Consider the following 25,532-nt stretch of genomic DNA (forward strand, 5'->3'; position numbering starts at 1 on the left):
AGCATCCCCGCCGCAAGGGGTACGGCGGGGATGGCCGGATCGAAGTATGCCGGGTCGACCCCTTTTCGAACCTCGAGGTCCGCAGCTGCGGCAGCCGGCAGTACAGGGAGCCGGCCGGGGGTTCAGGGGCAAGCCGAGGGCTTGCACAGGTTCTGGGGGGTGCCCGGGATCGGAGGTTCTTCCGCTCTCGACGCCGATTTCCTGGGGAAACGATGTGGCGGGCCGATGCTTCCCGAAGTCCGCTCTCGCGTCCCTCCATCGACCTGCCGCCCACTGACTGTAACCCTCGATTCGAACACGTGTGCTAAAATTGGTTGTGTGGTGTCCTACGAGCGCACCGAAACGGTGCCTGAGCGGGCACCGTGCGTGGGCGCTCGAGGATCTCGCGGCCTGCCGCGGTGCGCCCCGATCGCTCGAGGGCGCGGTCAGGATCGTCACCACCTTGTTCGCGGAGAGGAGATTCGATCCCGAACTCGAGGCTTCGAAAGAGGACGTACGTATCCATTTGCATGCCTGCCCCTTCGAATCGGTCGCCCGGCAGAACCCGCCCGTCGTGTGCGCGCTGCATCTCGGACTGAGGCGCGGCGTCCTGGCTCGACTCGGCGTACCGGACACCGACAATCGACTCGTTCCATGGGAAACCCCTCGGACCTGTGTGGCTCATCTGATGCGGTAGCCCCCCGGCGGACGACTTTCCGCACCGACGGTCGTTGCTATAACTGTGGTATGTCACGTTCTGCTCCAGAGGAAGATCCGGAGAACACTCCTCCGTCGATGGTGAACTCCGCGCTGCTCCGCGACCTTCCCACCACCGAACGCGGACTGCGCACTCGGTCGTCGCTGATCGCGGCCGCCCGCACGGTGTTCGAGCACCTTGGCTACCTAGATGCCCGGCTGATCGATATAACCACCGAGGCCAAGTGCTCGGCCGGCACCTTCTATACGTACTTCTCCAGTAAGGAGGAGATCTTCACTGCGGTTCTCGAGAATGCGCAGGAGGACATGATGCATCCCGGTATGCCGCACGTGGCCGCCGCGGACGACCCCGCGGCGATCATCGAGGCGAGCAACCGGGCGTACTTCGAGGCGTATCGGCGTAATGCGAAGCTCATGGGATTGCTTGAGCAGGTCGCCAATATCGATCCCGAGTTCCGTAAGCTGCGCCAGAAGCGGGCCGATGCCTTCATCCAGCGCAATGCCCGCAGCATCGCGTCCCTACAAGATCGCGGTATGGCCGAGGCCGAGATCGATCCTCTCCTGGCATCTCGGGCTCTGTCCGGAATGATCAGTCGACTCGCCTTCGGCTATTTCGTCAGCGGTGAGTTCGACGACAGTACGGACGCGGACGAACTGGTCCGCACCGCGACCCGACTGTGGGTCAATGCGCTCCGCATCCCCCGCCCGTCCTGACCGTTCTTCGCCGTTTCCCAGTCTCCCATCGGGAACTGAACCAACATTGACTTCATCTTCAACTTAGGGTCCACTGGAGGCCACGGCGAGCAGGGCGAAACGCAGATGACATCGAGTGTGGAGACCGGTCGGACTGCGGTGCTGATCGACTTCAGGGGAGTGGTGACCACAAGTGTTCTCTCCGCATTCCGGTCGATCGGTGCCGAGGTCGGCGATGCGGAGCTGCCACTGACGCTGCTCTCTCGGGACGAAGCCTCGCGCACTCTCCTGTCCGACTACGAATGCGGCCGCATTTGCACAGACGCCTTCGAGGAATGCTTCGCTCGGCGCCGCCGCGTACACGGAGCGCAGGTCGAGGCCGACGGTCTGGCCGCTCGAATGCAGGCGAATCTCGCACGCGACGAGGAGACCATCGAGCTACTCGACGGACTGCGGTCCGCTGGAGTCCCGGTCGCCTTGGTGTCCAACGCTTTCGGACGGGATACCTATGCAGGCTTCGACCTCGGGGCCTTGGCCGACGTAGTGATCATCTCGTCAGAGGTCGGTATCCGTAAGCCCTCCCGCCGGATCTACCGGATCGCTTGTGACCGCCTCGGTATCGAGCCCGAGAGTGCGGTGATGGTCGACGATCTCCAGCAGAATCTCGACGGTGCAGCCCGGCTCGGCATCGCTGGCGTCCTTCACAGCGACGGTGCCGGCACAGCGCGGGAACTGCACGATCGATTCGGACTCCCGGCGTTGAGACGCTGATCGTCAATGCTCTCGACGTCGGCGTCGACGTCGAGAGCCCGGAACGAATCGTTCACGCCTTCGCGGCCCGCAGCTTGCCACGGTGGATGTCCCGCTGATGAGGACGGCCATCATGACCGACGCTTGCTCGACTACGTGGCAATGCGATCGCTGGCGAAGACGTAGGAACGCCGCGGTACTTCTGGAAAACCTCAGCCCTATCGCGTCATTTCTTCGTATCTCACAAGATCCTTCCGGAGGTTGCCATGAGAAGCTCATGGTGCACGTCACATCGCGGGGGTGGGTATCCGACAAAGGAGATGTCAGTGAGCACGGTGGCACAGGAACTCTTTCCGGGATTCGAGCCCTTCGATTCGATGACCGGTGACGGCATTACCATCCATGGGATGAGGGCCGGCACGGGTATGCCGATTCTTCTTCTGCACGGGTTTCCGCAGTCACATGTGATGTGGCATCGGGTCGCTCCGGTTTTGGCCGAACGCTTCACTGTCGTGGTGACGGATCTACGCGGGTACGGTGATTCCACCCTTCCCGACGTCGATTCCACGCACTCGCCACATTCCTTTCGTGCCATGGCAGCAGACCAGGCGGCGGTGATGCAGCGACTCGGATTCGACAGATTCGTCGTTGTCGGGCACGACCGCGGTGCCCGCGCCGCACATCGTATGGCCCTGGACTTCAGCGACGCGGTTTCCGGGATCGTTCTGTTGGACATCATGCCGACGGAATGGGTCTACGCGAACGTTGATGCCGAACTCGCCCTTGCCTATTACCACTGGTTCATGTTTCCCCAGCCCGATGGGCTGCCGGAGAAGTTCCTCGAAGCCGATCCGATCGGCTACCTGCATTCGGTGCTGGGTGTCGGCGGCCACAGTGCCGTCGGGGCCAAAGGCGACGCTTACCATCCGTCCGCGTTGGCCGAATACGAACGATTGTTCGCTGATCCGATGCGTCGTCTGGCAACGATCGAGGACTACCGTGCGGCGGCCACGATCGACTTGCAACACGATGCGCAGAGTCGAGAGGCTGGACGGCTCATCGACTGCCCCTGCCACGTTGCTTGGGGAGCGAACGGAATGATTGCGCGTGCCGGTCATTCTCCGGTGGACGTCTGGCGCGAACTCTCCCGTCGACCAGAGTTGGTGACCGGTGGTGAGGTTGCCGGTGCCGGTCACTTCCTTGTAGACGAGTTTCCCGACGAGATCGGGCAACTGATCGCGGACTTCGCAGCTTCCGCGACGCCGGTGTTCCGGCGCGGTTGAACCTTCACATGACACAGAGCCGGACAAATAAACATAACAGAAACCCGGATCGGGGATTGCACCAGCATGTTCGGTGCCCTCGCGTCGATGATCGGGTCAGTTCGTCAGACGTACTCGTCACGGCTTCAACGCAATCCACACAACAGGAGGGTGGGTAGTGGCCCATCACATCGACACCGACCAGAGCGATGCAATCGAGAAGGTAACCATCGGGCGTATCACTCGACGTCTGCTTCCGTTCTTGGTACTACTCTACTTCCTCAACTTTCTCGATCGAGTCAACGTCAGCTTCGCTGCCCTGCAAATGAACGCGGATCTGGGTATGAGTCAGGCCGCATACGGCTTCGGCGCCGGCCTGTTCTTCATCGGATACTTCATATTCGAAGTGCCCAGCAACATGATCCTGCACAAGGTCGGAGCGCGAATCTGGATCGCCCGTATCGCAGTGTCATGGGGAGTGGTGTCGGCAGCGACGGCATTCGTCCAGACGGAAGTGCAGTTCTTCATCGCACGATTCATGCTCGGCTTCGCTGAGGCCGGGCTGCTGCCCGGTCTCATCCTGTACCTGACCTACTGGTACCCGGAACGTCACAGGGCGCGCATCGTCGCGTTGCTGTACATAGCGGTCCCGCTGTCGTCGGTGCTCGGTGGACCTCTCTCGACCGCGATCATGCAGCACGCCGACGGTTTCCTCGGCCTTGCGGGTTGGCGGGCGATGTTCCTGATCGAGGGGTTACCGACTGTCATCGTCGGTGTCGTCACGTTCTTCTACCTGACCAGTCGTCCTGCAGAAGCAAAATGGCTCACCGGTGAGCAACGACGCTGGCTGGAGCGTTCACTGGATGCTGAGGCTCAGGCAACTGTCAGCCGGCAGGGAACGGCAAACGGACCTCGCGGGGTGTTCAGCGCACTCAAGGACATTCGGGTCGTAAGCCTGAGTGTGGTGCTCTTCGGCATCTTCTACGGCTTCTATGGCGTGTCCTTCTTCCTCCCGCAGATGATCAGCGGGATGTCTGCGGACTGGGGCGTCGAATTCTCGCTTGTCCAAGTCGGGCTCATCACCGCGGTGCCGTTCGCTATAGGAACCGTCGCGATGATTCTCGTGAGTCGGCATTCCGATCGGAAGAGCGAACGTATCTGGCACACAGCGGTTTCCATGCTGGTCTCCGCAGCCGGAATTACGATCGCCGTCCTCGGCAATTCGTCGCCGTATGTCATGCTCTTGGGCATCGCGCTGCTGCTGTCGGGTGTGCTGAGCGCGACGTCCACCTTCTGGGCTATCCCGCCGCGCATTCTCACGGGAATGGCGTTGGCTGCGGGCATCGGGTTGATGAACTCCTTCGCGAACCTGAGCGGGTTCATCGGACCGTACGTTGCCGGATACATGAAGGATCTGACGGGGACCTTCGACGCCCCGATGTACATCATCGGTGCGGTGCTGGTCGTGGCCACGCTCGTCCTGCTCGGGATGCGCCGGGGGCTCGACGATGCGTCTGTGACGACGGAGACATCGGTTCCGGACGAAGTGGCACCGGGACGATGAGTCCGGCTTCCGCGCACTCGTCAACCTTCGAGGCAGCGCAGCGACGCCACGAGGCCTTCGACGTTATGCACATCCCATCCGGTCAGGTCGCGCCAGCGATCGAGTCGGTACTTCACCGTGTTCGGGTGGATCCGTAGCTCCCGCGCACAGACCGAGAGGGAGAAACCGCTGTTGGCGAACGCCCGCAACGTGTCGGCAAGTCGATTGTTGCGGGCGGCCACGTCGATGCCGTGTCGAAGGAGAGGGTCCAGACGAGCGGCCGAATCATCGAGGACTGCCATGAGCCAATCGTCGGCCAGCATGATGCTGCGGCCGAGTCGGCAGGCTCGGTCCAGTGCCAGTCGGGCATCCTTCAAGCTCTCCGTCGCCCCCGACATTCCGGTCCGGGCGTGGCCGATTCCCGCGATCGCGGAGGACGCGAGCGCGTGCATGCTTTCCAGAAAGTCCGACGCCGGGTGGTTCTGCAGAACTACCACCGTGCTTTCGTCGTCGTACAGTACCGCCCCGCCGTTGTCGGCGAGTTCCTCGTCGAGACGCGCGATCAGGTGCCGGGGAAGACCCTCCAGGCAGGCGACTTGGAAGGACGCGTCCGGATCGAACCCGAGGCCGGTTGCGAGCGCCGGGTGCTGTGGGGCACTGCCTGCCACCAAAGCGTCGAGAAACTCTCGCTGGATCACCGCTCGCGTCGTGGAAGTCGTACGAAGTTCGTCGGAATGCCCCTCTGCGACGGCCGCGCTCAACCGATGGAACCAGTTCCACAGCGACGCCACGGCAGCGAGGAGCGGTTCGCTTCTGTCCGCATTCTCGGTTCGCGACAACGCCAACAGTTCGTTCCAGATCTCACGGTAGGCAACGTGATATGCCTCGATCACGTCGCGAAGAGCAATGCCTTGCGTGGCGCGCTCTCGGCCCAGATTCCGCGCGTTCGAAATATGGGAGGCACTCGGCGTCCTGTGCTCCCGGAGTCCGGCGAGGATGCCGACAACTTGGTGCTCCACCGCTTCGTGATGAGACGGCAAGGGAATTGCCGAGTAGTGCGGCACTTCAGACCGGATGCGGCTCACGACGAGGTTGGACAGCTGGGAGGCGTTGTCGGTGATCTGTTCGAGCAAAGCAGCAAGGTGCAACTGGTTCTTCTGTGCATTGCACAAATCTGAGCTCTCCTTTTGCGCAATTCAGTCATGGAGTTCCGGGTCGGACCATCTTAACTTCGTGTTTACGACCAGCTGTAGGAGTACTGAAACGATGTCGCTGATGCCTGACGCCGAGGCTCTGCCTCGCCAACTCGATCTTGCGGACCGATTCGCCGCCGTCAACGGACCGATACTGCTCACCGGGGTGCAGGCCGTGTGCCGTGTGCCGCTCGACATGCGCCGAGTCGACGCGCGGAAAGATCTGACCACCCGTGCGTTCGTCAGCGGTTACCAGGGATCACCACTGGGGACGTTGGACTTTACGATGCGACCGATCTCGGGACTGCTGTCAGAGCATGGCGTCGATTTCACTCCCGGTATGAACGAGTTCCTGGCTGCCACTGCGGTGCAGGGCACCCAATCGGTCGGACAGTTGGGCTCGCCGTATGCAGGGGTTACCGCCTACTGGTATGGCAAGGCACCGGGTGTCGACCAGGCGCTCGACGCGATCCGGCACGGGAACCTGATGGGTACGAGCGCAAACGGCGGTGTCCTGGCGTTCTGCGGTGACGATGCGACCGCGAAATCATCGACCGTACCGTGTGGTTCGGAAACGGTGCTCCGGTCGGCTCTGGTTCCGACGTTGATGCCGGCCGATGCGCAGGAGGTGTTGCGCTGGGGCCTGCACGGGGTGTCGATGTCGCGGGCGAGCGGAGTCTGGGTTGCCATGAAAGTTGCCACGCACGTGGCGGATTCGCTGGCACTGGTCGAAGCGGACACGGACGGATTCGATCCGATTTTCCCGCTCGTCGACGGTCGCCGCTACGAGCATGAGGTGATGACGAAACCGGTTGCGGCGGCGGCGGTGGCCGCGGAGCGCAACCTGTTGGAGGTGCGTCTACCGCTGGCCCTCGAATACGCGCGCCTGAACGGACTGAATCAGATCGTGGCGTCGGGACCCGATGACGTACTGGGTATCGTGGTCGCGGGGCAGCCCTACCTTGAGGTTCGGCAGGCGTTGTCCGACATGGGTTTTTGTGACGACGGCGATGTGGCCGCGGCCGGAATTCGGATTCTCAAGATCGGCATGGTTTGGCCTCTGGACGAGCAGATTGTGCAACAGTTCGCGCACGGGCTGACCAAGGTGCTCGTGGTGGAGGACAAAGGACCGTTCCTTGAAACCCTCGTCAAGGAAGCGCTTTACGGGCTCGAGAACAGACCCGGTGTGGTCGGCAAGACCGACGAACAGGGGCGGACGCTGCTGCCGAGCCACGGCGGTGTCGACGCGGACGCGATTACCAAGGTTCTCGCTCCCATGATCCTTGCGAGCAGAGATATTACTTCGGTGCGTGATCGGGTTCGCCGGTTGGCTACGCCGTCGACCCTTCGTCTTCCGCTGACGATTGCCTCCCGCACCCCGTACTTCTGCTCCGGATGCCCTCACAACAGTTCGACGAAGGCTCCCGAAGGTTCGCTGATGGGCGCCGGTATCGGTTGCCACGGTATGACCACATTCATGGATTCCGGGCAGGTCGGCGATGTCACCGGCCTCACCCAGATGGGCGGTGAGGGTGCCCAGTGGATCGGGCAGCAGGCGTATGTCCATGCCGATCACATCTTCCAGAATCTCGGTGACGGGACGCTGTCGCATTCGGGGTTGATGGCGATCAGGGCCTCGATCGCCGCCAGAACCAACATCACCTACAAGGTGCTGTACAACTCGACGGTCGCGATGACTGGTGGTCAGGACGCCGTCGGTGAGTACACGGTGCCGACGCTCGCCCGGACGTTGGTGTCGGAAGGTGTCGAGCGGATATGCATCACGACCGATCATCCCGAGAACTACAAGGGCGTGCGGCTACCGGACAGAACCACGGTCCACGACCGAAGTGAACTGCTGTCCCTGCAAGAAAAGCTGCGGGCGATCCCCGGCACCACCGCGTTGATCCACGACCAACCTTGTGCGGCCGAACTGCGCCGGGACCGCAAGCGTGGCAAGGCTCCGCAACCGGCGATGCGGGTGGTGATCAACGAGCGCATCTGTGAAGGTTGCGGTGACTGTGGTCGCAAATCGAACTGTCTGTCTGTTGTCCCGGTCGATACCGAGTTCGGCCGCAAGACGCAGATCCACCAGGCGTCGTGTAACTCCGACTTCACGTGCATGACCGGTGACTGCCCTTCGTTCATGGAGATCATTCCCGACGGCGCCTATGCGGGGCCGCAACGGCTGGTTGCCGCGCCGCTGAGCCGTGACGTGCTTCCCGATCCGGCCGGCTCCACCGTCGCGCCGGACGAGTTCAATATCCGCATCACGGGGATCGGCGGCACCGGCATCGTGACTGTGGCGCAGACCCTGGCTGTTGCCGGATACATGGACAGGTTGACACCACGCAGTCTGGACCAGGTAGGCCTGTCGCAGAAGGCGGGGCCGGTGGTAAGCGACGTGAAGTTCACCCGGGCTACGCGGTCGCTCTCACCCAAGGTCTCGGCGGCGACCTGCGACCTGTATCTGGGGTGCGACGTGCTGGTTGCGGGCAACCCGGACAACTTGGTGGTCGCGGATCCGGAGCGCACCGTCGCGGTGGTGTCCACGGCTGACGTCCCCAGCGGCGCGATGATCCGTGAACCCGAAACAGCGTTCATCGATCACGGCTCCCTCGCCGAAGGGATCGACGCCCGCACGCGTGCGGACCGCAACACGTACATCGACGTTCAACAGCTGTCACTGGACCTGTTCGGCAGCGACCAGTACGCGAACATGATGCTCGTCGGCGTGGCCTACCAGTCGGGTGTGTTGCCACTGTCGGCTGCGTCGATCGAACGGGCGATCGAGATCAACGGCGTCGCGGTGGAGACGAACCTGCAGGCGTTCCGTCGGGGGCGGCAATCGGTCTGCGATCCGGCAGGGCTCGATGACGTTCTCGCGCAGCTGGATCCGGTGAACGAGCAGCGGAAGGCCCCGAGCGCTACCGCGGTGAAGTTGGTGGATTCGACCGGCGTGGCACGCGACACCGAACTGTGGCACACGATTGCTCGCTTCACTGACGACCTGATCGATTACCAGAACGTCGCGTATGCGCGTCGTTATGTCGAGGTGGTAACCCGGGCACATACCGCCGAACGCGACGCCACTCCCGGTGACGACTTCACCACGGCTGTCGCAGAAAACCTGTATCGACTGATGGCCTACAAGGACGAGTACGAGGTGGCCCGCCTTGCGCTCGATGCCACCGAACGCAGCAGGATCGCCGCTGCCTACGGCCCCAAGGTGAAAGTCACCTGGAAGCTGCATCCGCCGATCCTGCGGGCACTGGGAATGAAGAAGAAGATCTCGCTCGGGCCGTGGTTCGCGCCCGCGTATGCAGCTCTGCGCGCGGCGAGAAAAGTGCGCGGCACACGCCTCGACGTGTTCGGCTACACCCAGATGCGCCGGCTGGAGCGGGAGCTGGTCGACCAATACATCGGTGTGGTCGACGAGATCGGCGCCGCGATCTGTACCGACAACCATGCGGTGGCCGTGGAAATCGCCTCGGCACCGGACATGGTGCGCGGCTACGAACATGTCAAGCTGGCCAACGTCGACGAGTACCACACCCGGCTCGCCTCCCTGCGGCACCGGTTCTTCGAAGGAGTTGCATCGTGACACGGGATGCGGGATCGGTCCGGATCCTCCTGGTGGAGCCGTTTCCGGCAGAAGCCGCGGCCGTGTTGTCCGCACGGTTCGACGTGGCGGTACTGTCCGACGGCGCCGCGTCCATCGAAGACACCGACATTGTGGTGTGCTCGTCGCTCGGCACGGTCGATGCGGCACTGATGGACCGGCTGCCGCGGTTGACGGCCGTGGTGAACCTCGGTGTGGGAGTCGACAAGATCGATACCGGCCACGCCCGGCGCTGCGGCATCGGTGTGAGTAACACTCCGGGTGTGTTGGATGAATGCGTCGCCGACACCGCGGTGGGACTGCTGATCGACACCGTGCGCCAGTTCTCGGCGGCGGACCGGTTCGTCCGGGCAGGGAGGTGGCCGGAAGGCCCGTTCCCGATGACCCGCAATGTCAGCGGGATGCGCATCGGCATCGTGGGACTCGGCCGGATCGGTCGCGCCGTCGCAACACGACTGTCGGCGTTCGGATGTCTCATCGCGTACCACAATCGCCGGCCCGTGCCCGACGTGGTATATCCGTACGTGGACAGTCTGATCGGGTTGGCGTCGCGATCCGATGCGCTGATCGTTGCCGCGTCCGGCGGACCGGACAATACCGGGATGATCGACCGCGACGTGCTGCAGGCTCTGGGCGCGAACGGTTATCTGGTCAACATCGCCCGTGGACGCCTCGTGGACGAGCAGGCACTCGTCGAACTGCTCAGCACCGGCGGGTTGGCGGGCGCAGGCCTCGACGTGTACGTCGACGAGCCGAACGTGCCGGAAGCGCTGCGCAGTCTCGACAACACCGTGTTGTTGCCGCACGTCGGAAGCGCCACGGAGGAGACGCGCGCCGCGATGGGTGAGCTGTTCTTCGACAATCTTCGACAGTTCGTGGCGGACGGTACGTTGGTCACCCCGGTCGTCGTGCCCCGCGATGGTGCGACCATGCAGCCCGAACCGTCGTCGACCGGTACGTGAGCGATGGATGCACACGTGTCGTATCACCTCTTTGTCACCAGATAGGAATGCCATGTCTGATTACAGGTCTCGGATCGTCACCCAAGGTGTGGAGCGGGCGCTGCACCGCTACCAACTGCGGTCGACCGGCCTCGACGACCAGGCGATCGAGCAGCCGTTCGTCGGTGTCGCTCATACGCTGGGCGAGGTCAGCCCCTGCTCGCAGTCGCTGAAGTCACAGGTCGACGCCGCGAAGCTCGGTATCGAGGTCGGCGGCGGCACAGCGCGGGAGTTCTCCACGATCTCGGTGTCCGACGTCCTCACCCAGAACCACGAGGGCATGCGGTACTCGCTCATGTCGCGGGAGGCCATCGCGGATTCAGTGGAGATCGTGATGCGCGCTCAGCAGTACGATGCCCTCGTCGGCGTGGGGGCGTGCGACAAGACGATCCCGGGCATGCTCATGGCGATGGTGCGGCTGAACGTGCCGAGTCTGTTCCTGCACGGCGGAACGATGCTGCTCGGGTTCGTCGGTGGCAAGCCCACCAACCCCTTAGCGGTCCTCGAAGGCGTCGGAAAGGTCCAGGCGGGTCTGATGAGTGCCGACGAGTTGGAAAACATGGCGCGCGAGATCCAGTCGACCGTCGGCTCCTGTCCCGGCCAGTTCTCGTCCGGCACCGGCGGTGCCTATGCGGAGGTCCTGGGGCTGGCCCCGCTGGGGACCACCACCATCCCCGCCGCGTACACCGAGCGCCAGGCAGTGGCGCGCCGCGCCGGTGAGCAGTTGATGGAGAATCTGCGACGAGGTGGCCCGTTGCCGCGCGAGGTGGTGACCCGACGCAGTCTCGAGAACGCGGCTGCAGTGGTGGCCGCCACCGGCGGCACGACGAACGCGGCACTGCACCTGCCCGCCATTGCCCACGAAGCCGGAATCGACTTCCGGATGAAAGATCTGGCAGAGGTCTTCCACCGCACGCCGCACATCGCCGCGCTTACTCCCGGCGGCCCGTACGTGCCGCACGACCTGCACCAGGTGGGGGGAGTTCCCGTGGTACTCAAGGCGTTGCTGGACGGCGGCTACCTCCACGGTGACGCATTGGCGTTCGACGGGCGGACGCTCGCCGCCGCACTTGCTGAGGTGGCAGAACCCGATGGTGATGTGGTGCGCCGCACCGACGACCCGATCCGTGCGTCCGGCGGATTGGTCGTCCTGACCGGAAGTCTCGCCCCGGACGGCGCGGTGATCAAGGTGTCGGCGGCCCCCAGCCTGTCGTTCGAGGGCACTGCCCGGGTCTTCGAGCACGAGCAGGACGCATATCGCGCGGTCCGGCGGCGCGAGTACTCCGAGGGTGATGTCCTCGTTATCCGTAACGAGGGCCCCAAGGGCGGTCCGGGCATGCGGGAGATGTTGAGCGTGACGTCGGCGATTGTCGGTCAGGGGATGGCGGAGAAGACGGCGCTGGTAACCGACGGGCGGTTCTCCGGGGGAACCCGCGGGCTGTGTGTCGGTCACGTGTGCCCGGAGGCCGCCGACGGTGGTCCGATCGCGCTAGTCGAGAACGGCGATCGCATTCGTATCGACGCGGTGGCCGGCACGATCGACCTCCTTGTCGACGACGAAGAACTGGAGCGTCGTCGACGCGAGCTGACTCCGCGGGTCCGCGAAACGGCCTTGGCCGGAGTATCCGAGAAGTACGCGCGGTTGGTGGGCTCCGCGGACAGGGGAGCGGTTACTCACAGCGGCAACCTGCATTGGGCGGTCGAAACGCCTGCGGACGAGTGATGCATCGCAGCTTGATCTTCTTGGACAACTGGATTGGAAAGAAGGCACCTTCCGACATGGTGACGAAAATGCGCACTGCCCTGAAAAATGTTCCTTACCTGTGGAGCATGTTGGATCTGCGCATCCCGCCTGCCGACCCCATCGAACGAGTCCTCAACAAGTGCGTGACGATCGAGGACCTCAGGGACGCGGCGCGGGTGCGTGCTCCCCGCCCGGTCTTCGACTTCGTCGACGGGGCCGCCGGCACCGAACGTAGTTCGGCGCGGGCACTCGAGGCGTTCGATCGGGTGTACAACCACCCTGGACCCGTCGGCGCCACCGCCGGCATCGATGTCGATCTGTCGGTCGAGGTCTTCGGCAAGCGCCAGGCGATGCCACTCGTCCTCGGCCCTACCGGGTTTACGCGGCTTTCGCACTCAACTGGTGAGCTGGCAGTGGCGAGGGCTGCCGGTGCTGCCGGAATTCCCTACACGTTGTCCACACCGGCCACATATTCCATAGAGGATGTCGCCGGAATCGACCCGCGGCCCGATTTGTGGTTTCAACTGTATGTATTGCGTGACCGTGCACTGACGCTCGACTTGTTGCACCGGGCCGAAATAGCGGGGTACCGCGTTCTGGTGCTCACGGTGGATACACCTGTCGCTGGGGACCGACGTCGTGACAGCCGGAACGGATTCACCATCCCCGCGAAGGTTCGATTCGGGAACATGCTTCGAATGGCGCGACACCCCGGATGGATCAAAGGGGTGGCGACATCGGAGCCGCTCGACCTGGCGTCCTTTCCGTTGACCGGGCAAGGCGATATATGGTCGCGCATGAAAGCGGTCACGGACTCGAATTTCGGGTTCGACGAGATCTCGTGGGTTCGGGAGGTGTGGGACGGGCCTCTCGTCGTCAAGGGGCTACTCGATCCACAGCTCGCGCGCCGGGCGGTTGACCTCGGCGCCGACGGTGTTGTCGTCTCGAACCACGGGGGCCGCCAGCTCGACCGGACCGTCGCACCTCTCGACGCGCTCGGGCCAGTGCTTGACGCCGTCGGTGCGGACGCGTCGGTATTTCTCGACGGTGGGGTACGTGAGGGCGCCGATATCGCTGCCGCCGTTGCCTTCGGTGCCACCGCTGTCCTGGTCGGCCGCTCGTACCTGTACGGCCTCATGGCGGCCGGGGAGCGTGGGGTTCAGCACGCGATCGACATTTTCCGTACCGGTCTCGACCACCACCTTCGGCTCCTCGGCGTCGATGCAGTGATGAAGTTGGACCAACGCCACGCCTCCTTGGCACCGAGCCCCCTCGGAGACGCGGTATGGTCTCGCTTCGACCCGGCCCCACTCCGGGTTGTCCCGCAGACCCCGTAGACGCAGTAGTTCGGCGATCCCCTGATCTCACAGGATCTCCGACGCTGAAGTCGCCGAAACCACCTACACCGCTCCGGGCTCCCGGCGTTGAGGCGCTGACTTCCCGCTGTCGACGTCAACGTCGAGAGTCCGGTACGACTCGTCTATGCGTTTGCGGCCCGCAACTCATCGCGGTCGATGTTGCGCTTGAGGATCTTGCCCGTCGAGCCCTTGGGAAGTTGCTCGACGAACCGGACGATGCGCGGAACCTTGTATGCGGACAGCTTCTTCCGGGACCACTCGGTGACCTCGGACTCGGTGAGGTCGGAACCGGGCTTGCGGGTGATGACGGCGGCGACCTCCTCGCCGTAATGATCGTCGGGGACACCGACCACAGCCGCCTCGACGATGTCGGGATGCTGGTAGAGCACCTCTTCGACCTCGCCCGGGTAGACGTTGTACCCGCCGCGGATGATCAGATCCTTGAGACGGTCCACGATGCGCAGGTCGCCCTCGTCGTCGAACTCACCGAGGTCGCCGGTGCGGAACCAACCGTCCTCGGTCGATACCGCGGCGGTCGCGTCGGGCCGGTTCCAGTAGCCCTTCATGACGGTGTCGCCCTTGATGTAGATCTCTCCGACGGTGCCCGCAGGGCAGGGTGCGCCCTCGGGATCGCGGACCTCGACCTGCAGTCGCGGCACGGCACTGCCGGTATAACCGATCTTGCCGCCGCGTTCGATGTCGTTGAATGTGCCCAGTGCGGTGGTCTCGGTCAGGCCATAACCTTCGAGAATGGTGCAGCCGAAACGGGCTTCGAATGCGCGCGCGATCTCGCCCGGTAGTGAAGCACCACCGGACACCGCGACGCGGAGATGGGCGAAGTCGGCGGCGTCGGCGTCCCCCGCGGAGTGCAGCATGGCATTCCACATCGTCGGCACTCCGCACATGACGGTCAGTTCGTCCCGGCGCATCATGTCGATCATGCCGTCGGGAGTGAATCTGCTCAGCAGCGACAGCGAACCGCCGCTGGTGAACGCGGCCATCATGACCGACGCCTGCCCGAACACATGGAACAGGGGGAGGCCGGTGCCGACGCGGTCGATGGAGGTACTACCTGCGGCGGCTGCGCCGATCTCTCCCGCTGCCAGCAGGTTACCGACGGAAAGTTGTGCACCCTTGGGTTTTCCGGTAGTTCCGGAGGTGTAGAGGATGGCTGCAGTAGCGTCGGGTTCGAGGTCCGCGACATCCGCGATCGGCTCGGCGGTGCAGTCCCCGCCGGGCTCGAGAGCCCGATACGCGATACCGACGGTCGTGGCGGCATCGGCGGCGGCAGGTCCCAGCTCGTGTCGGCCGACGACAAGTGCAGCCCCCGAATCGGTAATGTAGTACTCGATCTCCTCGGCAGTGGACATGGTGTTCACAGGAACCACCACGGCGCCTATCGCCTGAATTCCCATATATGCCACGACGAATTCGGGTGACGACGGAGCCAGAAGGAGGACCCGGTCGCCCGCGGAAATACCACCGTTGCGCAGCATGCCGGCATATCGGAGGCACTTCTGTTCCAGCGCAGTATAAGTCCACGGACCGGTCTCGGTTCGTAGGGCGACGGCATCGTCGGCTCGTGCGGCATGACGGGTAATCGGATCGAGCAGGTTGGGCATCTGGTGTCCGCCTTCCGGGTACGAGGGGATGTGTGACGGGGATCTCACTCGATCACAACTTGAATCCGACGTCAATATGCCGATCCGGATGTCGGTGGGTTCCCCGGACTTCGGGGGTGATGTCGGCCGCATGCCGCGTAGCGACGTGGCCGTTGTGCGTTGCACCGTGAACGAGCGGTAAAAGGTACGTGCTGAAAGACTTTGCGCGGTCGAGGTTCTCCCGCCTGCAGGGAGCCGGCCGGATCAATCTCCGGCGACGACGCGCGCGATCGACTCGGCGACCATGACCGGCTTGTCGGAACCTTCCCGCTCGATGATCTGTGTGGTCGTGACCTGGACGTCACCGGCGACCTCGTTCACGGAGGCAACCGTGACGCGCATACGGATCCGAGAGCCGACCGGAACCGGAGCGGGGAAACGGACCTTGTTGTAGCCGTAGTTCAGACCGTGCGCGAAACCGTCGAATGCAAGCAATCGGCCGGACAGGTATGGACCCAGCGAAAGGCTGAACAACCCGTGCGCGATGGTGCTACCCAACGGGCTCGCCGCGGCTCTCTCGGGGTCGATATGGATCCACTGATGGTCGCCGGTCGCGTCGGCAAAAGCGTTCACGCGCTCCTGGGTGATCTCGTACCACTCGGTCGGTCCGAGTTCTCTTCCGATGAGCGCAGCGAGATCGGCAGCCGTACTCGGGCGGACGGGAAGGGTGGTTGTGTCCATGTTTCTCCCTGACGCAGGTCGACAGTGTGCAGATCGCGGGGATGGCGCCAGAATTCGACGAGAACGCGCAGGGGTTGAACTTGACGCCGGATTCAACTATACATGAGGGAAGAGAGATGCATCACATCCGGATGCTCCGAAGGCCCAGCGGGTCGGCCAGGGGCGACCCGCTGGGCGTAGCCGGTGCGGGACCGGCACGAGAATCCATCGACACGAAAGCGGGCCGGGAGTGCAGGTTGCAGGCAAAGTAGCTGTCGTCACCGGGGGCGGCGGGGGGATCGGGGGCGCGATCGCACGGGCGCTCGTCGACGAGGGTGCGCGGGTCGTCGTCGCCGACCTCGATGCCGCAGCCGCTGGGACCGTTGTCGACAAGATCGTCGCCGATCATCCGGGTGCCGCGGTCGCCGCCGACGGTGACGTCTCGAAGACCGAGATCATCACCGATCTGATCACGCTGGCGGAGAAGGAATTCGGTCCGGTCGACCTCTACTTCGCAAACGCCGGCATCACGGGGACGCCGGGACTCGGAGCCGACGACGCCGCATGGGACCTGTCGCTCGATGTGAACCTGCGCGCCCACATCCGCGCCGCGCAACTACTGGTACCGGGATGGGTCGAGCGCGGCGAGGGTTATTTCGTCAGCACTGCTTCCGCTGCCGGACTACTCACGCAGGTCGGTTCGGCCACCTACTCAGTGACCAAGCATGCAGCAGTCGGTTTCGCCGAATGGCTCAGCGTCACCTACGGCGACCGAGGCGTGAAAGTCAGCTGCCTGTGCCCGCAGGGCGTCAACACCAAGCTTCTGTTCCCGGACGACAGTGCACCGGACGGCCTGGCGGATATCGGGGCGAAGGCAGTCACCACTGCCGGGGAAATCCTCGAACCTGCCCAAGTCGCTGCGGACGTCCTCGCCGCGATCGACGACGAGCGTTTCCTCGTCCTGCCGCATCCCCAGGTCCTCGACATGTACCGCCGTAAGGGCGCCGACTACGACCGATGGTTGCGCGGCATGCGCCGCTACCAGGCGTCCCTCCAGGAGGGCTGACATCGGGCCGGCCCTTCCCGAACGAGCTTGTTCACCGAATCCCATGCCACCATCAGGAGCGTCACATGTCCCTGTTCGACCTTTCGGAGCACGCCCAGCGGTTGCAGAAGGAACTGCTGGATTTCATGGACATGCATGTGTATCCGGCCGAGGCCGTGTACGACGAACAGATGCGCGCGTCCGGTGATCCACACTTCCAGCCGCCGATTCTCGAAGAGCTCAAGGCCGAGGCGAAAAGGCGGGGTCTGTGGAACCTCTTCCACCCCCATCCCGGCACCGGCGGTGGCCTGACGAACCTCGAGTACGCTCCACTGGCAGAGATCATGGGTCGCAGCCACATCGCGTCCGAGGCATGCAACTGCAACGCCCCCGACACCGGCAACATGGAGGTGCTCGAACTCTTCGGCACCGAGGAGCATCGGGAGAAGTACCTGAAGCCGCTGCTCGACGGCACGATGGCTTCCGCATTCGCCATGACCGAGCCGGCCGTCGCCAGCTCCGACGCGACCAACGTCGAGCTGTCGATGGTCAAGGACGGCGACGATTACATCCTCAACGGACGGAAATGGTTCGCCTCCAACGCTCTTCACAAGAACTGCAAAGTGATGATCGTGATGGGCAAAACGGATCCGTCTGCGCCGCCCCACCGGCAGCAATCGATGATGGTGGTGCCGATCGACGCGCCGGGAGTCACCGTGATGCGCGGACTGCCGGTATTCGGTTACCAGGACCGCGAGGGACATGCGGAGATCGACTTCAAGGACGTCCGGGTGCCTTCGAAGGACCTGCTGAAAGGGGAAGGTGAGGGCTTCGCGATCAGCCAGGCCCGTCTCGGGCCGGGACGTATCCACCACTGCATGCGTTCCATCGGAATGGCCGAGCGTGCATTGGCCCTGATGTGCGCACGCGCCCAGTCGCGCGTGACCTTCGGTAAGCCGGTCGCCGACAACGCCAACATCCAGGACTGGATCGCGGAGGCACGCATCGAGATCGAGATGATCCGTCTGCTCACCCTCAAGGCCGCCTACCTCATGGACACGGTCGGCAACAAGGAGACACAGACCGAGATCGCTGCGATCAAGGTTGCGGCTCCGACGATCGCACTGAAGATCGTCGACCGAGCCATCCAGGTACACGGCGGCGGGGGAGTCACCGACGACTTCCCGCTCGCGATGGCCTACGCCCATCTGCGTACCCTGCGTCTGGCCGACGGCCCCGACGAGGTGCATAAACGCGCCATCGCCCGACGCGAGCTGCGGCAGTACCGTGACCTGCGACCGGAAGGCCACTGAACATGATCACCGTCGACCTGACCGGCAGGACCGCCATCGTCACCGGCGCGTCCCGGGGCATCGGGATGGCCGCGGCGCAGGCCCTGGCGACCGCGGGCGCCGCCGTGGTGCTCACCTCCCGCAAGCAGGACGCCGCCGACGCCGCCGCCGCGCAGATCACCGGCAACGCGATCGGTGTCGGCGCACACGCCGTGGGGGAGGACCAAGCACGCCGCTGCATCGATATCACACTCGAAAAGTTCGGTAGCGTCGACATTCTCGTCAACAACGCGGGAACCAACCCGGCCTACGGACCGATGATCGCGCAGGATCACGGCCGGTTCGCGAAGACGATGGACGTGAACCTGTGGGCGCCGCTGCTGTGGACGAGGCTGGCCACCGAAGCGTGGATGGGCGAACACGGTGGGTCCGTGATCAACACCGCCTCGATCGGCGGTCTCGGTCACGAGGCCGACATCGGCTTGTACAACGTGTCGAAGGCAGCGTTGATCTACCTGACCAAGCAGCTCGCTCTGGAGTTGTCACCTGCGATCCGCGTCAACGCTGTCGCGCCCGGTGTCGTGCGGACCAAACTCGCCGAAGCGCTGTGGAAAGAACACGAGAACGAGGTATCGGGGGCGACGGCCCTGGCTCGGATCGGTGAACCCGAGGACATCGCCTCGGCAATTGCCTTCCTCGCCTCCGACGCAGCCGCGTGGATCACCGGTGAAACGATGGTCATCGACGGTGGCCAGCGGCTCGGCGATGCCCGTGCCTACCGGAAGGGAGCGTCGCTCGGTGTCTGAGGCAGTGCGGCGGGAGATCCTCGGGGTGGATCCGGCCGCGGTCACCCGCTGGTTCGGCGAGTTGGGCATCGACATCACCGGCGAACTGTCGTTCGACCGCATCGGCCTCGGTCAGTCCAATCTCACGTATCTGGTGCGCGACGACGGCGGCCGACGGTGGGTGCTGCGTCGCCCGCCGCTCGGCCACCTACTGGCCTCTGCGCACGACGTCGCCCGCGAGGCACGGATCATGTCGGCGCTCGAACACACGGACGTGCCTATGCCGCGGATCTTCGGTGTCGCCCAGGACCCTGCGATATCGGACGTGCCACTGGTGCTGATGGAGTTCATCGACGGCATGGTCGTGGACACGATGGAAGTCGCAGAGTCGCTGACGCCGCAGCGGCGCCGCGAGATCGCGGTGGCACTACCCCGCACACTCGTCGAGATCCACGCGGTGGACCTGGCGCATGTAGGGCTGGACGATCTGGCCAGTCACAAACCCTATGCGGCGCGGCAGCTCAAGCGCTGGTCCGGTCAATGGGAGCAGTCGAAGACCCGGGAACTACCGGAGCTCGACGACCTCACCCGGAGACTGATTGCCGCGATACCCGAACAGACCGAGATCTCGCTCGTACACGGCGACTTCCACTTGCGCAACGTGATCGTCTCCCGCGACACCGGCGACGTGATCGGCGCGCTGGACTGGGAGCTGTCGACTCTCGGCGACCCGTTGGCGGATATGGGATCGTTGCTCGCCTACTGGCCGCAGCCCGGTGAGACCACCGGGGGTGATTTCCCGGCCTCGACGCTCGAGGGATTCCCGAACCGTGACGAACTCGCCCGGATCTACCTCGACGCAAGCGGGCGGGACCCGCAGGCGTTGAAGTTCTGGCACGTCCTCGGATTGTGGAAGGTGGCGATCATCGCCGAGGGCGTGATGCGCCGGGCCATGGACACGCCGGCCAACAGGGCAGCCGCGGGCACCCCTACCGTGGAACGGATCGACGCACTCGTGCACAAGGCACGTGAGATAGCGGCCGCAGCCGGCATCTGATGCCGTAGCGGCGCGCTCGGACATCACGAAGACGTCGAGAACTCGTGACGGACGAGACGGCCATTGCCGCTTCCGGCACCGCAGGACAACAGGCACCCCGCGATCACTGCGACGCGCAGCCGCCCCGTAGGCGGCCCGGACCGGGCACCACCATCCATCGGCACCAGTTGAGGAGAACAGATGAAGGCTTGGCGTGTGAGCCAACTCGGAGAGCCCCGCGCTGTCCTGAAACTCGAGGACGTCGCAGAACCCACCGCCGGTGACGGCCAGGTACTGGTGAAGGTGCTGGCCGTGCCGGCGAACTTCCCCGATGTCCTGCTGTGCAGGGGCAAGTACCAGATCACGCCGCCGCTGCCGTTCACACCGGGTGTCGAACTGTGCGGTGAAGTCGTTGCAGTGGGAGAAGGTGTCACTCGCGCCGCGCTCGGTGATCGGGTCGTCGGAACGCCGGTACTGCCGCACGGCGGATTCGCGGAGTACGCAGTAATGGAGCAAGCCAACGTGTTTCCCGCGCCCGAAGCGCTGGACGACGCTGCGAACGCCGCGCTGACCATCGGATATCAGACAGCCTGGTTCGCATTGCACCGCCGCACGCAGATCGCCGCGGGCGACTATCTGCTCGTGCATGCGGCTGCCGGTGGAGTCGGCAGCGCGGCCGTGCAGCTCGGTAAGGCCGCGGGTGCGACCGTCATCGGTGTCGTCGGCGGGCAGGAGAAGGCCGCCTATGCCAAGGAGCTCGGTGCCGATCTCGTGATCGACCGGCACACCGAGGATTTCGTGCCGATCGTGAAGGATTTCACCGGTGGGCACGGTGCGGACATCGTGTTCGATCCGGTCGGCGGGGACGCGTACGCCGGCTCGGCCAAGTGCATCGCTTTCGAGGGCCGCATCGTCGTCATCGGTTTCGCGGGTGGCACCATCCCCCAACCGGCGCTCAACCACGCGCTGATCAAGAACTACTCGATCGTCGGCCTGCACTGGGGTCTCTATCAATCGAAGAACCCGGCCGTGACCGACGTGTGCCACGCCGAACTGACCCGGCTCGCCGACGAGGGGTTGCTCGTCCCGCTGATCGGCGAACACCTCTCTCTGGGTGATGTGTCGGACGGGGTGGGTCGACTCGGCGACGGTACGACAGTGGGCCGTCTCGTCTTCCAACCCTGATCCGACCGGGAAGTCGGGCCGATACGGCCGGAAACCGTTGAGCGCCCTCGTTTGCCGAGATCTCCGAGCGGGGAAAGCGCATCGGTGACGCGACGGCCCGACCGCGTCCCGACATGTTCACGGCAGCAGGAAAACGCATGTTCACACGCTTGACATGAACGTCAATGTAAAGCAGCCTGTGTGCGGTATCACATCGAGAACTGGAGATGATTCATGACACGAACAATTCCGGCGGACAAGGCCTCGGAACGACAGAGTCGCCGGTCTCATCGCAAGCTTCTGGGCGCCGGGCTGATCGGCAGCTCGATCGAGTGGTACGACTTCTTCATCTACGGCACCGCAGCGGCGCTGGTGTTTCCGAAGATCTTCTTCCCGGACACGTCGGCCATGGTGGGTACTCTGCTGGCATTCAGCACCTTCGCGGTCGGTTTCGTCGCCCGCCCTCTGGGCGGGATTATCGCCGGCCACTACGGAGACAAGATCGGCCGCAAGCCGATGGTGCTCATCTGCTTGATCACGATGGGTATCGCAACTTTCGCGATCGGCTGCCTGCCGTCGGCGAGCGTGATGGGTATCGCCGCGCCGATACTGCTGGTGACCCTACGATTCGTCCAAGGTCTGGCCTGCGGCGGCCAATGGGGCGGAATCGTCCTGCTGCTCACCGAATCGACCGGCCCGAAGAAGCGTGGTTTTGCCGGTACGTTCGGCCAGATGGGCGTTCCCCTCGGCCTGGCCCTGGGCAACCTCGCGATGATCCTCGCCAATTCGGTCATGTCGGATGCGGCATTCCTCAGCTGGGGTTGGCGGATCCCGTTCTGGGCCAGCGCGCTGCTCTTCCCGGTCGTGCTCTACATCCACACTCGTGTGGAGGACTCCGCGGAGTTCCGCCAGCTGCAGGCCGAAGTCGAAAGCAAGCGCAACACGGAGGAGCACATCGCGCAGGCTCCGCTCGCGGAGGCCGTTCGTGTGCACTGGCGGATGATCCTGCTGGGGGCAGGCCTGCTGGCCGCCACCAATTCGGCGTTCTACGTCTCGATCGCCGGATTCCTCAGCTACGGCACCCAGCCGGCTGCGCAGGGAGGCCTGGGGATGAGCCGGAATGTGATCCTGGTGTGCATTCTGTCCACCTCGGTGCTCATGCCGATCGTGATCATGCTGGCAGGCAAATTCTCCGATTCCGTCGGCCGCCGACCGTTGATCCTCGTCGGCGCCGCTCTTCTGATGGCGTGGGCCTTCCCCTTCTTCTGGCTCGCGAATTCGGCCTCGGGTCCGTTGTTGTTCATCGCCATGGTCGTCAGCAGCGTCGGGCAGGCACTCACCTACGGGCCTCTCGCTGCCTTCATGGGTGAGTTGTTCGAGCCGCGGGTGCGCTACTCGGGTGCATCCCTGGCCTACCAACTCGCGGCCGTGGCGGTTTCCGGAGTCGCGCCGCTGGTGATGACCTGGATCGTGGCCGAAACCGCGTCGACGGTAGGTGTGTCGATCTACATCGGGGCGATGGCGGCGGTCACTCTGGTGTGCGCCTGGCTTCTCCCGGAGACCAACCACAGGGTCGTGCGAGAAGATCCGGATGCCGTCCCCGGCATTCGTGTCGCCGCGTGATCCCTGCCGACGTCCTTGAAGGCGAGCCCGTGCCCCAGCAGACTCTGTGCGTGAGCAACGTACAGGATCATGCCCGTGCCAGGCGTAAGGATGCCGGAGGCGAACGCCGCAACCAGCTTCTCTCCGCTGCCGCCGAATGCTTCGACGAGGTGGGGGTCGGGGCCGTCACCGTGGAGATGATCGCCGCCCGTGCACACACGTCACGCCCGACGTTCTATGCCTACTTCCGCTCCAAGGAGGAGATCTTCCTGGCGGTGGTCGAGAAGATCGCCGATGAACTGACGGAGGCGCAGTTCCTCGAAGGTATCGAGACGGCTGCACCGGCCGAAGTGCTCGCCGCCACCACACGGGCGTATGCCGAGGTCATCTTCACCCACGGAGGGCTGGTCGGGCTCATCGATGTCGCCGCTTCGGTGAACCCGGAGGTCGAGGCCATCTGGGGCAGCGTGCGCCGCCGCACCATGCGGCGATTCGCCAACTACCTCAATGGTCTCGACTCCGACCTGATCGACCCGGCAGTCGCACCCGAGCGACTGGTACTGATGATCGCCGACTCGATCCACTATGGCGCGAAGCGATTGGTACACAGCTCGCCGGAGGAGAAGCAGCAGTTCATCGCCGATCAAATCCTCCTCACCGAACGGCTGGTCGGTATCGGCGCCCGCCCCGCTCGGGACACACACTCCGAAGAAAGGTGACCATGTCCGACCGTATCGAGTCCGCGCTGGCCCAGATTCGCGCCCTACAGGAGAAGAACTGGCCGGCGCAGGTACCGCGTGAATTCACCTATCCGGCGGGCACACCGGCGCTCGCCGAGCACCTGCGACATTGGGCGCGCGAGCGTCCGGACACCGTCGCCATCTCTTTCTACGGTCGCGACATCACCTACGCCGCCTACGACGAGATGTCCGACAGATTCGCCGGGTGGCTCACGTCCATCGGCGTGCAGCCCGGGCAACGCGTCGGAGTGCACCTGGGCAACTGCCCGCAGTTCCACATCGCGATGCTCGGGATCCTCAAGGTCGGCGCCGTACATGTTCCGATCAATCCGCTGTTCAAGGGACACGAACTGCGCCACGAACTCGACGATGCCGGCGTCAGGACGCTGCTCACGCAGACGGACCTGCGCGAGCTGGTCGAGACGGTGCGTGCCGACACGCCGGTGCAGACCGTCGTGACAACGGCATTGGGAGATCTCCTTGAGGCTGCACCGACAGTTCCGGTTCCGTTCGACCCCGACGACCGGGAAGGGTCGGATTGGGCCGACCTGATGGCGGCGCCTCGCCACGTCGGCGGACCGAGCGACCCCGATGCGCTCGCCGCGCTGAACTACACCGGCGGAACCACGGGGATGCCCAAAGGCTGCGAGCACACACAGCGTCACATGGCCTACACCGCTGCAACTGTCACGATGTCCGGTGGGCGGATCCCCGGGGATCCCGACTGTGTGAGCCTGAACTTCCTGCCCGTCTTCTGGATCGCGGGGGAGGACTTCGGCATCCTCAAACCGCTGATCAACGGCCAAACCGTGGTGCTGATGACGCGGTGGGATCCGACGGCTGCAGCGGCATTGATCGCCGAGCACAAGGTCACCGACACCGTCGCAACCGTCGACAGTTACCTCGAGATGATGAACCGGCCCGATTTCGACGGCGCCGACTTCACGTCTTTGCACAATCCCCTCGCCGTCTCCTTCGTCACCAAGCTCTCGCCGGAGATCCGGCGCCTGTGGCGGGAGGCTACGGGTGGTGTGCTGCGCGAAGCGTCGTACGGCATGACCGAAACACACACCGGTGACACCTTCACGCTGGGTTTTCAGGACGAGGACCACGACCTGCACGCCGAACCCGTGTTCTGCGGATTTCCGGTGCCGGGTACCGACATTCTCATCGTCGACGAGCAGGGCGTGTCGGTGCCTGTTGGGGAAAGTGGCGAGATCATCGTGCGCAGCCCCTCGATTCTCACGGCCTATTACGGACGTCCCGACGCGACAGCCGAGTCGATTCGTGATGGCTGGTTGTACACCGGCGACATCGGTCGTATCGACGAGCGCGGAGCGCTGCACTACCTCGCGCGCACGAAGGAAATGATCAAGATCAACGGAATGAGCGTGTTTCCCACCGAGGTCGAGTCGTTGCTGATGTTGCACGCCGGAGTCGAGTCGGTGTCGGTGGTCCCGCGTCCGGACCCCGAGCGAGGACAGGTTCCGGTGGCGTTCGTCGTACCGGCCGACGACAGCGTGACCGAAGAAGCGCTCACGGCCTGGGCCCGCGAGAACATGGCCCGCTACAAGGTGCCGGACATCCTGCTCGTCGCCGAGATGCCGATGACGGCCACCGGCAAGATCCGCAAGGGCGTGCTGCTCGAGCGCGCCGCAGAACTGAAGCCCGGAACGGAGTCCTGA

Annotated in this window: 19 protein-coding genes; 16 read left to right on the forward strand and 3 right to left on the reverse strand. The window is 64.2% G+C overall.

The window, feature by feature from the left end:
* The first annotated feature begins 774 nt into the window (after window positions 1–774).
* From NVV99_RS22110 to NVV99_RS22125, 4 genes are all read left to right on the forward strand, one after another.
* Window positions 775–1,410, forward strand: a complete 636-nt coding sequence (locus tag NVV99_RS22110) for a TetR/AcrR family transcriptional regulator (protein ID WP_019290640.1) — start codon at window positions 775–777, stop codon at window positions 1,408–1,410.
* 105 nt (window positions 1,411–1,515) lie between these two features.
* Window positions 1,516–2,160 (forward strand): HAD family hydrolase, encoded by a 645-nt coding sequence (locus tag NVV99_RS22115; RefSeq protein WP_033097504.1) that lies wholly within the window; start codon window positions 1,516–1,518, stop codon window positions 2,158–2,160.
* A gap of 305 nt (window positions 2,161–2,465) precedes the next feature.
* On the forward strand, window positions 2,466–3,422 hold the full coding sequence (locus NVV99_RS22120; protein ID WP_016931662.1) for an alpha/beta fold hydrolase: 957 nt from the start codon (window positions 2,466–2,468) through the stop codon (window positions 3,420–3,422).
* A 157-nt stretch (window positions 3,423–3,579) separates the two neighbouring features.
* Window positions 3,580–4,965, forward strand: a complete 1,386-nt coding sequence (locus NVV99_RS22125) for an MFS transporter (protein WP_260783026.1) — start codon at window positions 3,580–3,582, stop codon at window positions 4,963–4,965.
* A 20-nt stretch (window positions 4,966–4,985) separates the two neighbouring features.
* Here the strand turns inward: NVV99_RS22125 and NVV99_RS22130 are convergent, their stop codons facing one another.
* On the reverse strand, window positions 4,986–6,116 hold the full coding sequence (locus NVV99_RS22130; RefSeq protein WP_260783027.1) for a CdaR family transcriptional regulator: 1,131 nt from the start codon (window positions 6,114–6,116) through the stop codon (window positions 4,986–4,988).
* Window positions 6,117–6,219: 103 nt separating this feature from the next.
* On the opposite strand from NVV99_RS22130, the gene NVV99_RS22135 reads away from it, so the two are divergent.
* Genes NVV99_RS22135 through NVV99_RS22150 form a run of 4 tightly spaced genes read left to right on the forward strand, consistent with a single transcriptional unit; the run spans window position 6,220 to window position 13,841 of the window.
* The gene (locus NVV99_RS22135; RefSeq protein WP_247848148.1) at window positions 6,220–9,741 is read left to right on the forward strand and encodes an indolepyruvate ferredoxin oxidoreductase family protein; all 3,522 of its coding nucleotides are present in this window, start codon (window positions 6,220–6,222) and stop codon (window positions 9,739–9,741) included.
* Entirely contained in the window at window positions 9,738–10,721 is a 984-nt protein-coding gene (locus NVV99_RS22140; RefSeq protein ID WP_232333405.1) for a 2-hydroxyacid dehydrogenase, read from the forward strand. Before NVV99_RS22135 ends, NVV99_RS22140 begins: the two co-directional genes overlap by 4 nt.
* 52 nt (window positions 10,722–10,773) lie before the next feature.
* Window positions 10,774–12,483, forward strand: a complete 1,710-nt coding sequence (locus NVV99_RS22145; protein WP_247848149.1) for a dihydroxy-acid dehydratase — start codon at window positions 10,774–10,776, stop codon at window positions 12,481–12,483.
* Complete coding sequence (locus NVV99_RS22150; RefSeq protein ID WP_019290711.1) at window positions 12,483–13,841, forward strand: alpha-hydroxy acid oxidase; 1,359 nt, start codon at window positions 12,483–12,485, stop codon at window positions 13,839–13,841. The genes NVV99_RS22145 and NVV99_RS22150 overlap by 1 nt, the downstream gene beginning before the upstream one ends.
* A gap of 143 nt (window positions 13,842–13,984) precedes the next feature.
* Here the strand turns inward: NVV99_RS22150 and NVV99_RS22155 are convergent, their stop codons facing one another.
* Together NVV99_RS22155 and NVV99_RS22160 are read right to left on the reverse strand one after the other, a co-directional pair.
* Window positions 13,985–15,484, reverse strand: a complete 1,500-nt coding sequence (locus NVV99_RS22155; protein WP_033097498.1) for an AMP-binding protein — start codon at window positions 15,482–15,484, stop codon at window positions 13,985–13,987.
* A gap of 243 nt (window positions 15,485–15,727) precedes the next feature.
* On the reverse strand, window positions 15,728–16,204 hold the full coding sequence (locus NVV99_RS22160) for a MaoC family dehydratase (RefSeq protein WP_260783028.1): 477 nt from the start codon (window positions 16,202–16,204) through the stop codon (window positions 15,728–15,730).
* Window positions 16,205–16,433: 229 nt separating this feature from the next.
* On the opposite strand from NVV99_RS22160, the gene NVV99_RS22165 reads away from it, so the two are divergent.
* From NVV99_RS22165 to NVV99_RS22200, 8 genes are all read left to right on the forward strand, one after another.
* Window positions 16,434–17,249: an SDR family oxidoreductase gene (locus NVV99_RS22165; RefSeq protein WP_230824881.1), complete on the forward strand. Its 816-nt coding sequence runs from the start codon at window positions 16,434–16,436 to the stop codon at window positions 17,247–17,249.
* A gap of 65 nt (window positions 17,250–17,314) precedes the next feature.
* Window positions 17,315–18,541, forward strand: coding sequence for an acyl-CoA dehydrogenase family protein (locus NVV99_RS22170; RefSeq protein ID WP_019290707.1), 1,227 nt, complete (start codon window positions 17,315–17,317; stop codon window positions 18,539–18,541).
* Window positions 18,542–18,543: 2 nt separating this feature from the next.
* A complete protein-coding gene (locus tag NVV99_RS22175) occupies window positions 18,544–19,326 on the forward strand; it encodes an SDR family oxidoreductase (protein ID WP_033097495.1) in 783 nt (260 codons plus the stop codon).
* On the forward strand, window positions 19,319–20,362 hold the full coding sequence (locus NVV99_RS22180) for a phosphotransferase family protein (protein ID WP_260783029.1): 1,044 nt from the start codon (window positions 19,319–19,321) through the stop codon (window positions 20,360–20,362). Before NVV99_RS22175 ends, NVV99_RS22180 begins: the two co-directional genes overlap by 8 nt.
* A gap of 180 nt (window positions 20,363–20,542) precedes the next feature.
* Window positions 20,543–21,526 (forward strand): NADPH:quinone oxidoreductase family protein, encoded by a 984-nt coding sequence (locus NVV99_RS22185; protein ID WP_019290704.1) that lies wholly within the window; start codon window positions 20,543–20,545, stop codon window positions 21,524–21,526.
* A 213-nt stretch (window positions 21,527–21,739) separates the two neighbouring features.
* Window positions 21,740–23,128 carry an MFS transporter gene (locus tag NVV99_RS22190; protein WP_019290703.1) on the forward strand — a complete coding sequence of 463 codons (1,389 nt, stop codon included), beginning with the start codon at window positions 21,740–21,742 and terminating at the stop codon, window positions 23,126–23,128.
* Entirely contained in the window at window positions 23,125–23,826 is a 702-nt protein-coding gene (locus tag NVV99_RS22195; RefSeq protein WP_019290702.1) for a TetR/AcrR family transcriptional regulator, read from the forward strand. Before NVV99_RS22190 ends, NVV99_RS22195 begins: the two co-directional genes overlap by 4 nt.
* Window positions 23,827–23,828: 2 nt before the next feature.
* Complete coding sequence (locus NVV99_RS22200; RefSeq protein WP_252173352.1) at window positions 23,829–25,532, forward strand: AMP-binding protein; 1,704 nt, start codon at window positions 23,829–23,831, stop codon at window positions 25,530–25,532.

The organism is Rhodococcus sp. PAE-6, from assembly GCF_025290685.1.
Lineage (GTDB): Bacteria > Actinomycetota > Actinomycetes > Mycobacteriales > Mycobacteriaceae > Rhodococcus > Rhodococcus pyridinivorans.

What these genes read in the sequence shown, in the direction of transcription:
- NVV99_RS22135 (WP_247848148.1), top strand. Translation starts at nt 6,220, where the DNA reads ATGCCTGACGCCGAGGCTCTGCCTCGCCAACTCGATCTTGCGGACCGA.
- NVV99_RS22150 (WP_019290711.1), top strand. Translation starts at nt 12,483, where the DNA reads ATGCATCGCAGCTTGATCTTCTTGGACAACTGGATTGGAAAGAAGGCA.
- NVV99_RS22110 (WP_019290640.1), top strand. Translation starts at nt 775, where the DNA reads ATGGTGAACTCCGCGCTGCTCCGCGACCTTCCCACCACCGAACGCGGA.
- NVV99_RS22170 (WP_019290707.1), top strand. Translation starts at nt 17,315, where the DNA reads ATGTCCCTGTTCGACCTTTCGGAGCACGCCCAGCGGTTGCAGAAGGAA.
- NVV99_RS22155 (WP_033097498.1), bottom strand. Translation starts at nt 15,484, where the DNA reads ATGCCCAACCTGCTCGATCCGATTACCCGTCATGCCGCACGAGCCGAC.
- NVV99_RS22145 (WP_247848149.1), top strand. Translation starts at nt 10,774, where the DNA reads ATGTCTGATTACAGGTCTCGGATCGTCACCCAAGGTGTGGAGCGGGCG.
- NVV99_RS22185 (WP_019290704.1), top strand. Translation starts at nt 20,543, where the DNA reads ATGAAGGCTTGGCGTGTGAGCCAACTCGGAGAGCCCCGCGCTGTCCTG.
- NVV99_RS22115 (WP_033097504.1), top strand. Translation starts at nt 1,516, where the DNA reads ATGACATCGAGTGTGGAGACCGGTCGGACTGCGGTGCTGATCGACTTC.
- NVV99_RS22200 (WP_252173352.1), top strand. Translation starts at nt 23,829, where the DNA reads ATGTCCGACCGTATCGAGTCCGCGCTGGCCCAGATTCGCGCCCTACAG.
- NVV99_RS22175 (WP_033097495.1), top strand. Translation starts at nt 18,544, where the DNA reads ATGATCACCGTCGACCTGACCGGCAGGACCGCCATCGTCACCGGCGCG.
- NVV99_RS22190 (WP_019290703.1), top strand. Translation starts at nt 21,740, where the DNA reads ATGACACGAACAATTCCGGCGGACAAGGCCTCGGAACGACAGAGTCGC.
- NVV99_RS22160 (WP_260783028.1), bottom strand. Translation starts at nt 16,204, where the DNA reads ATGGACACAACCACCCTTCCCGTCCGCCCGAGTACGGCTGCCGATCTC.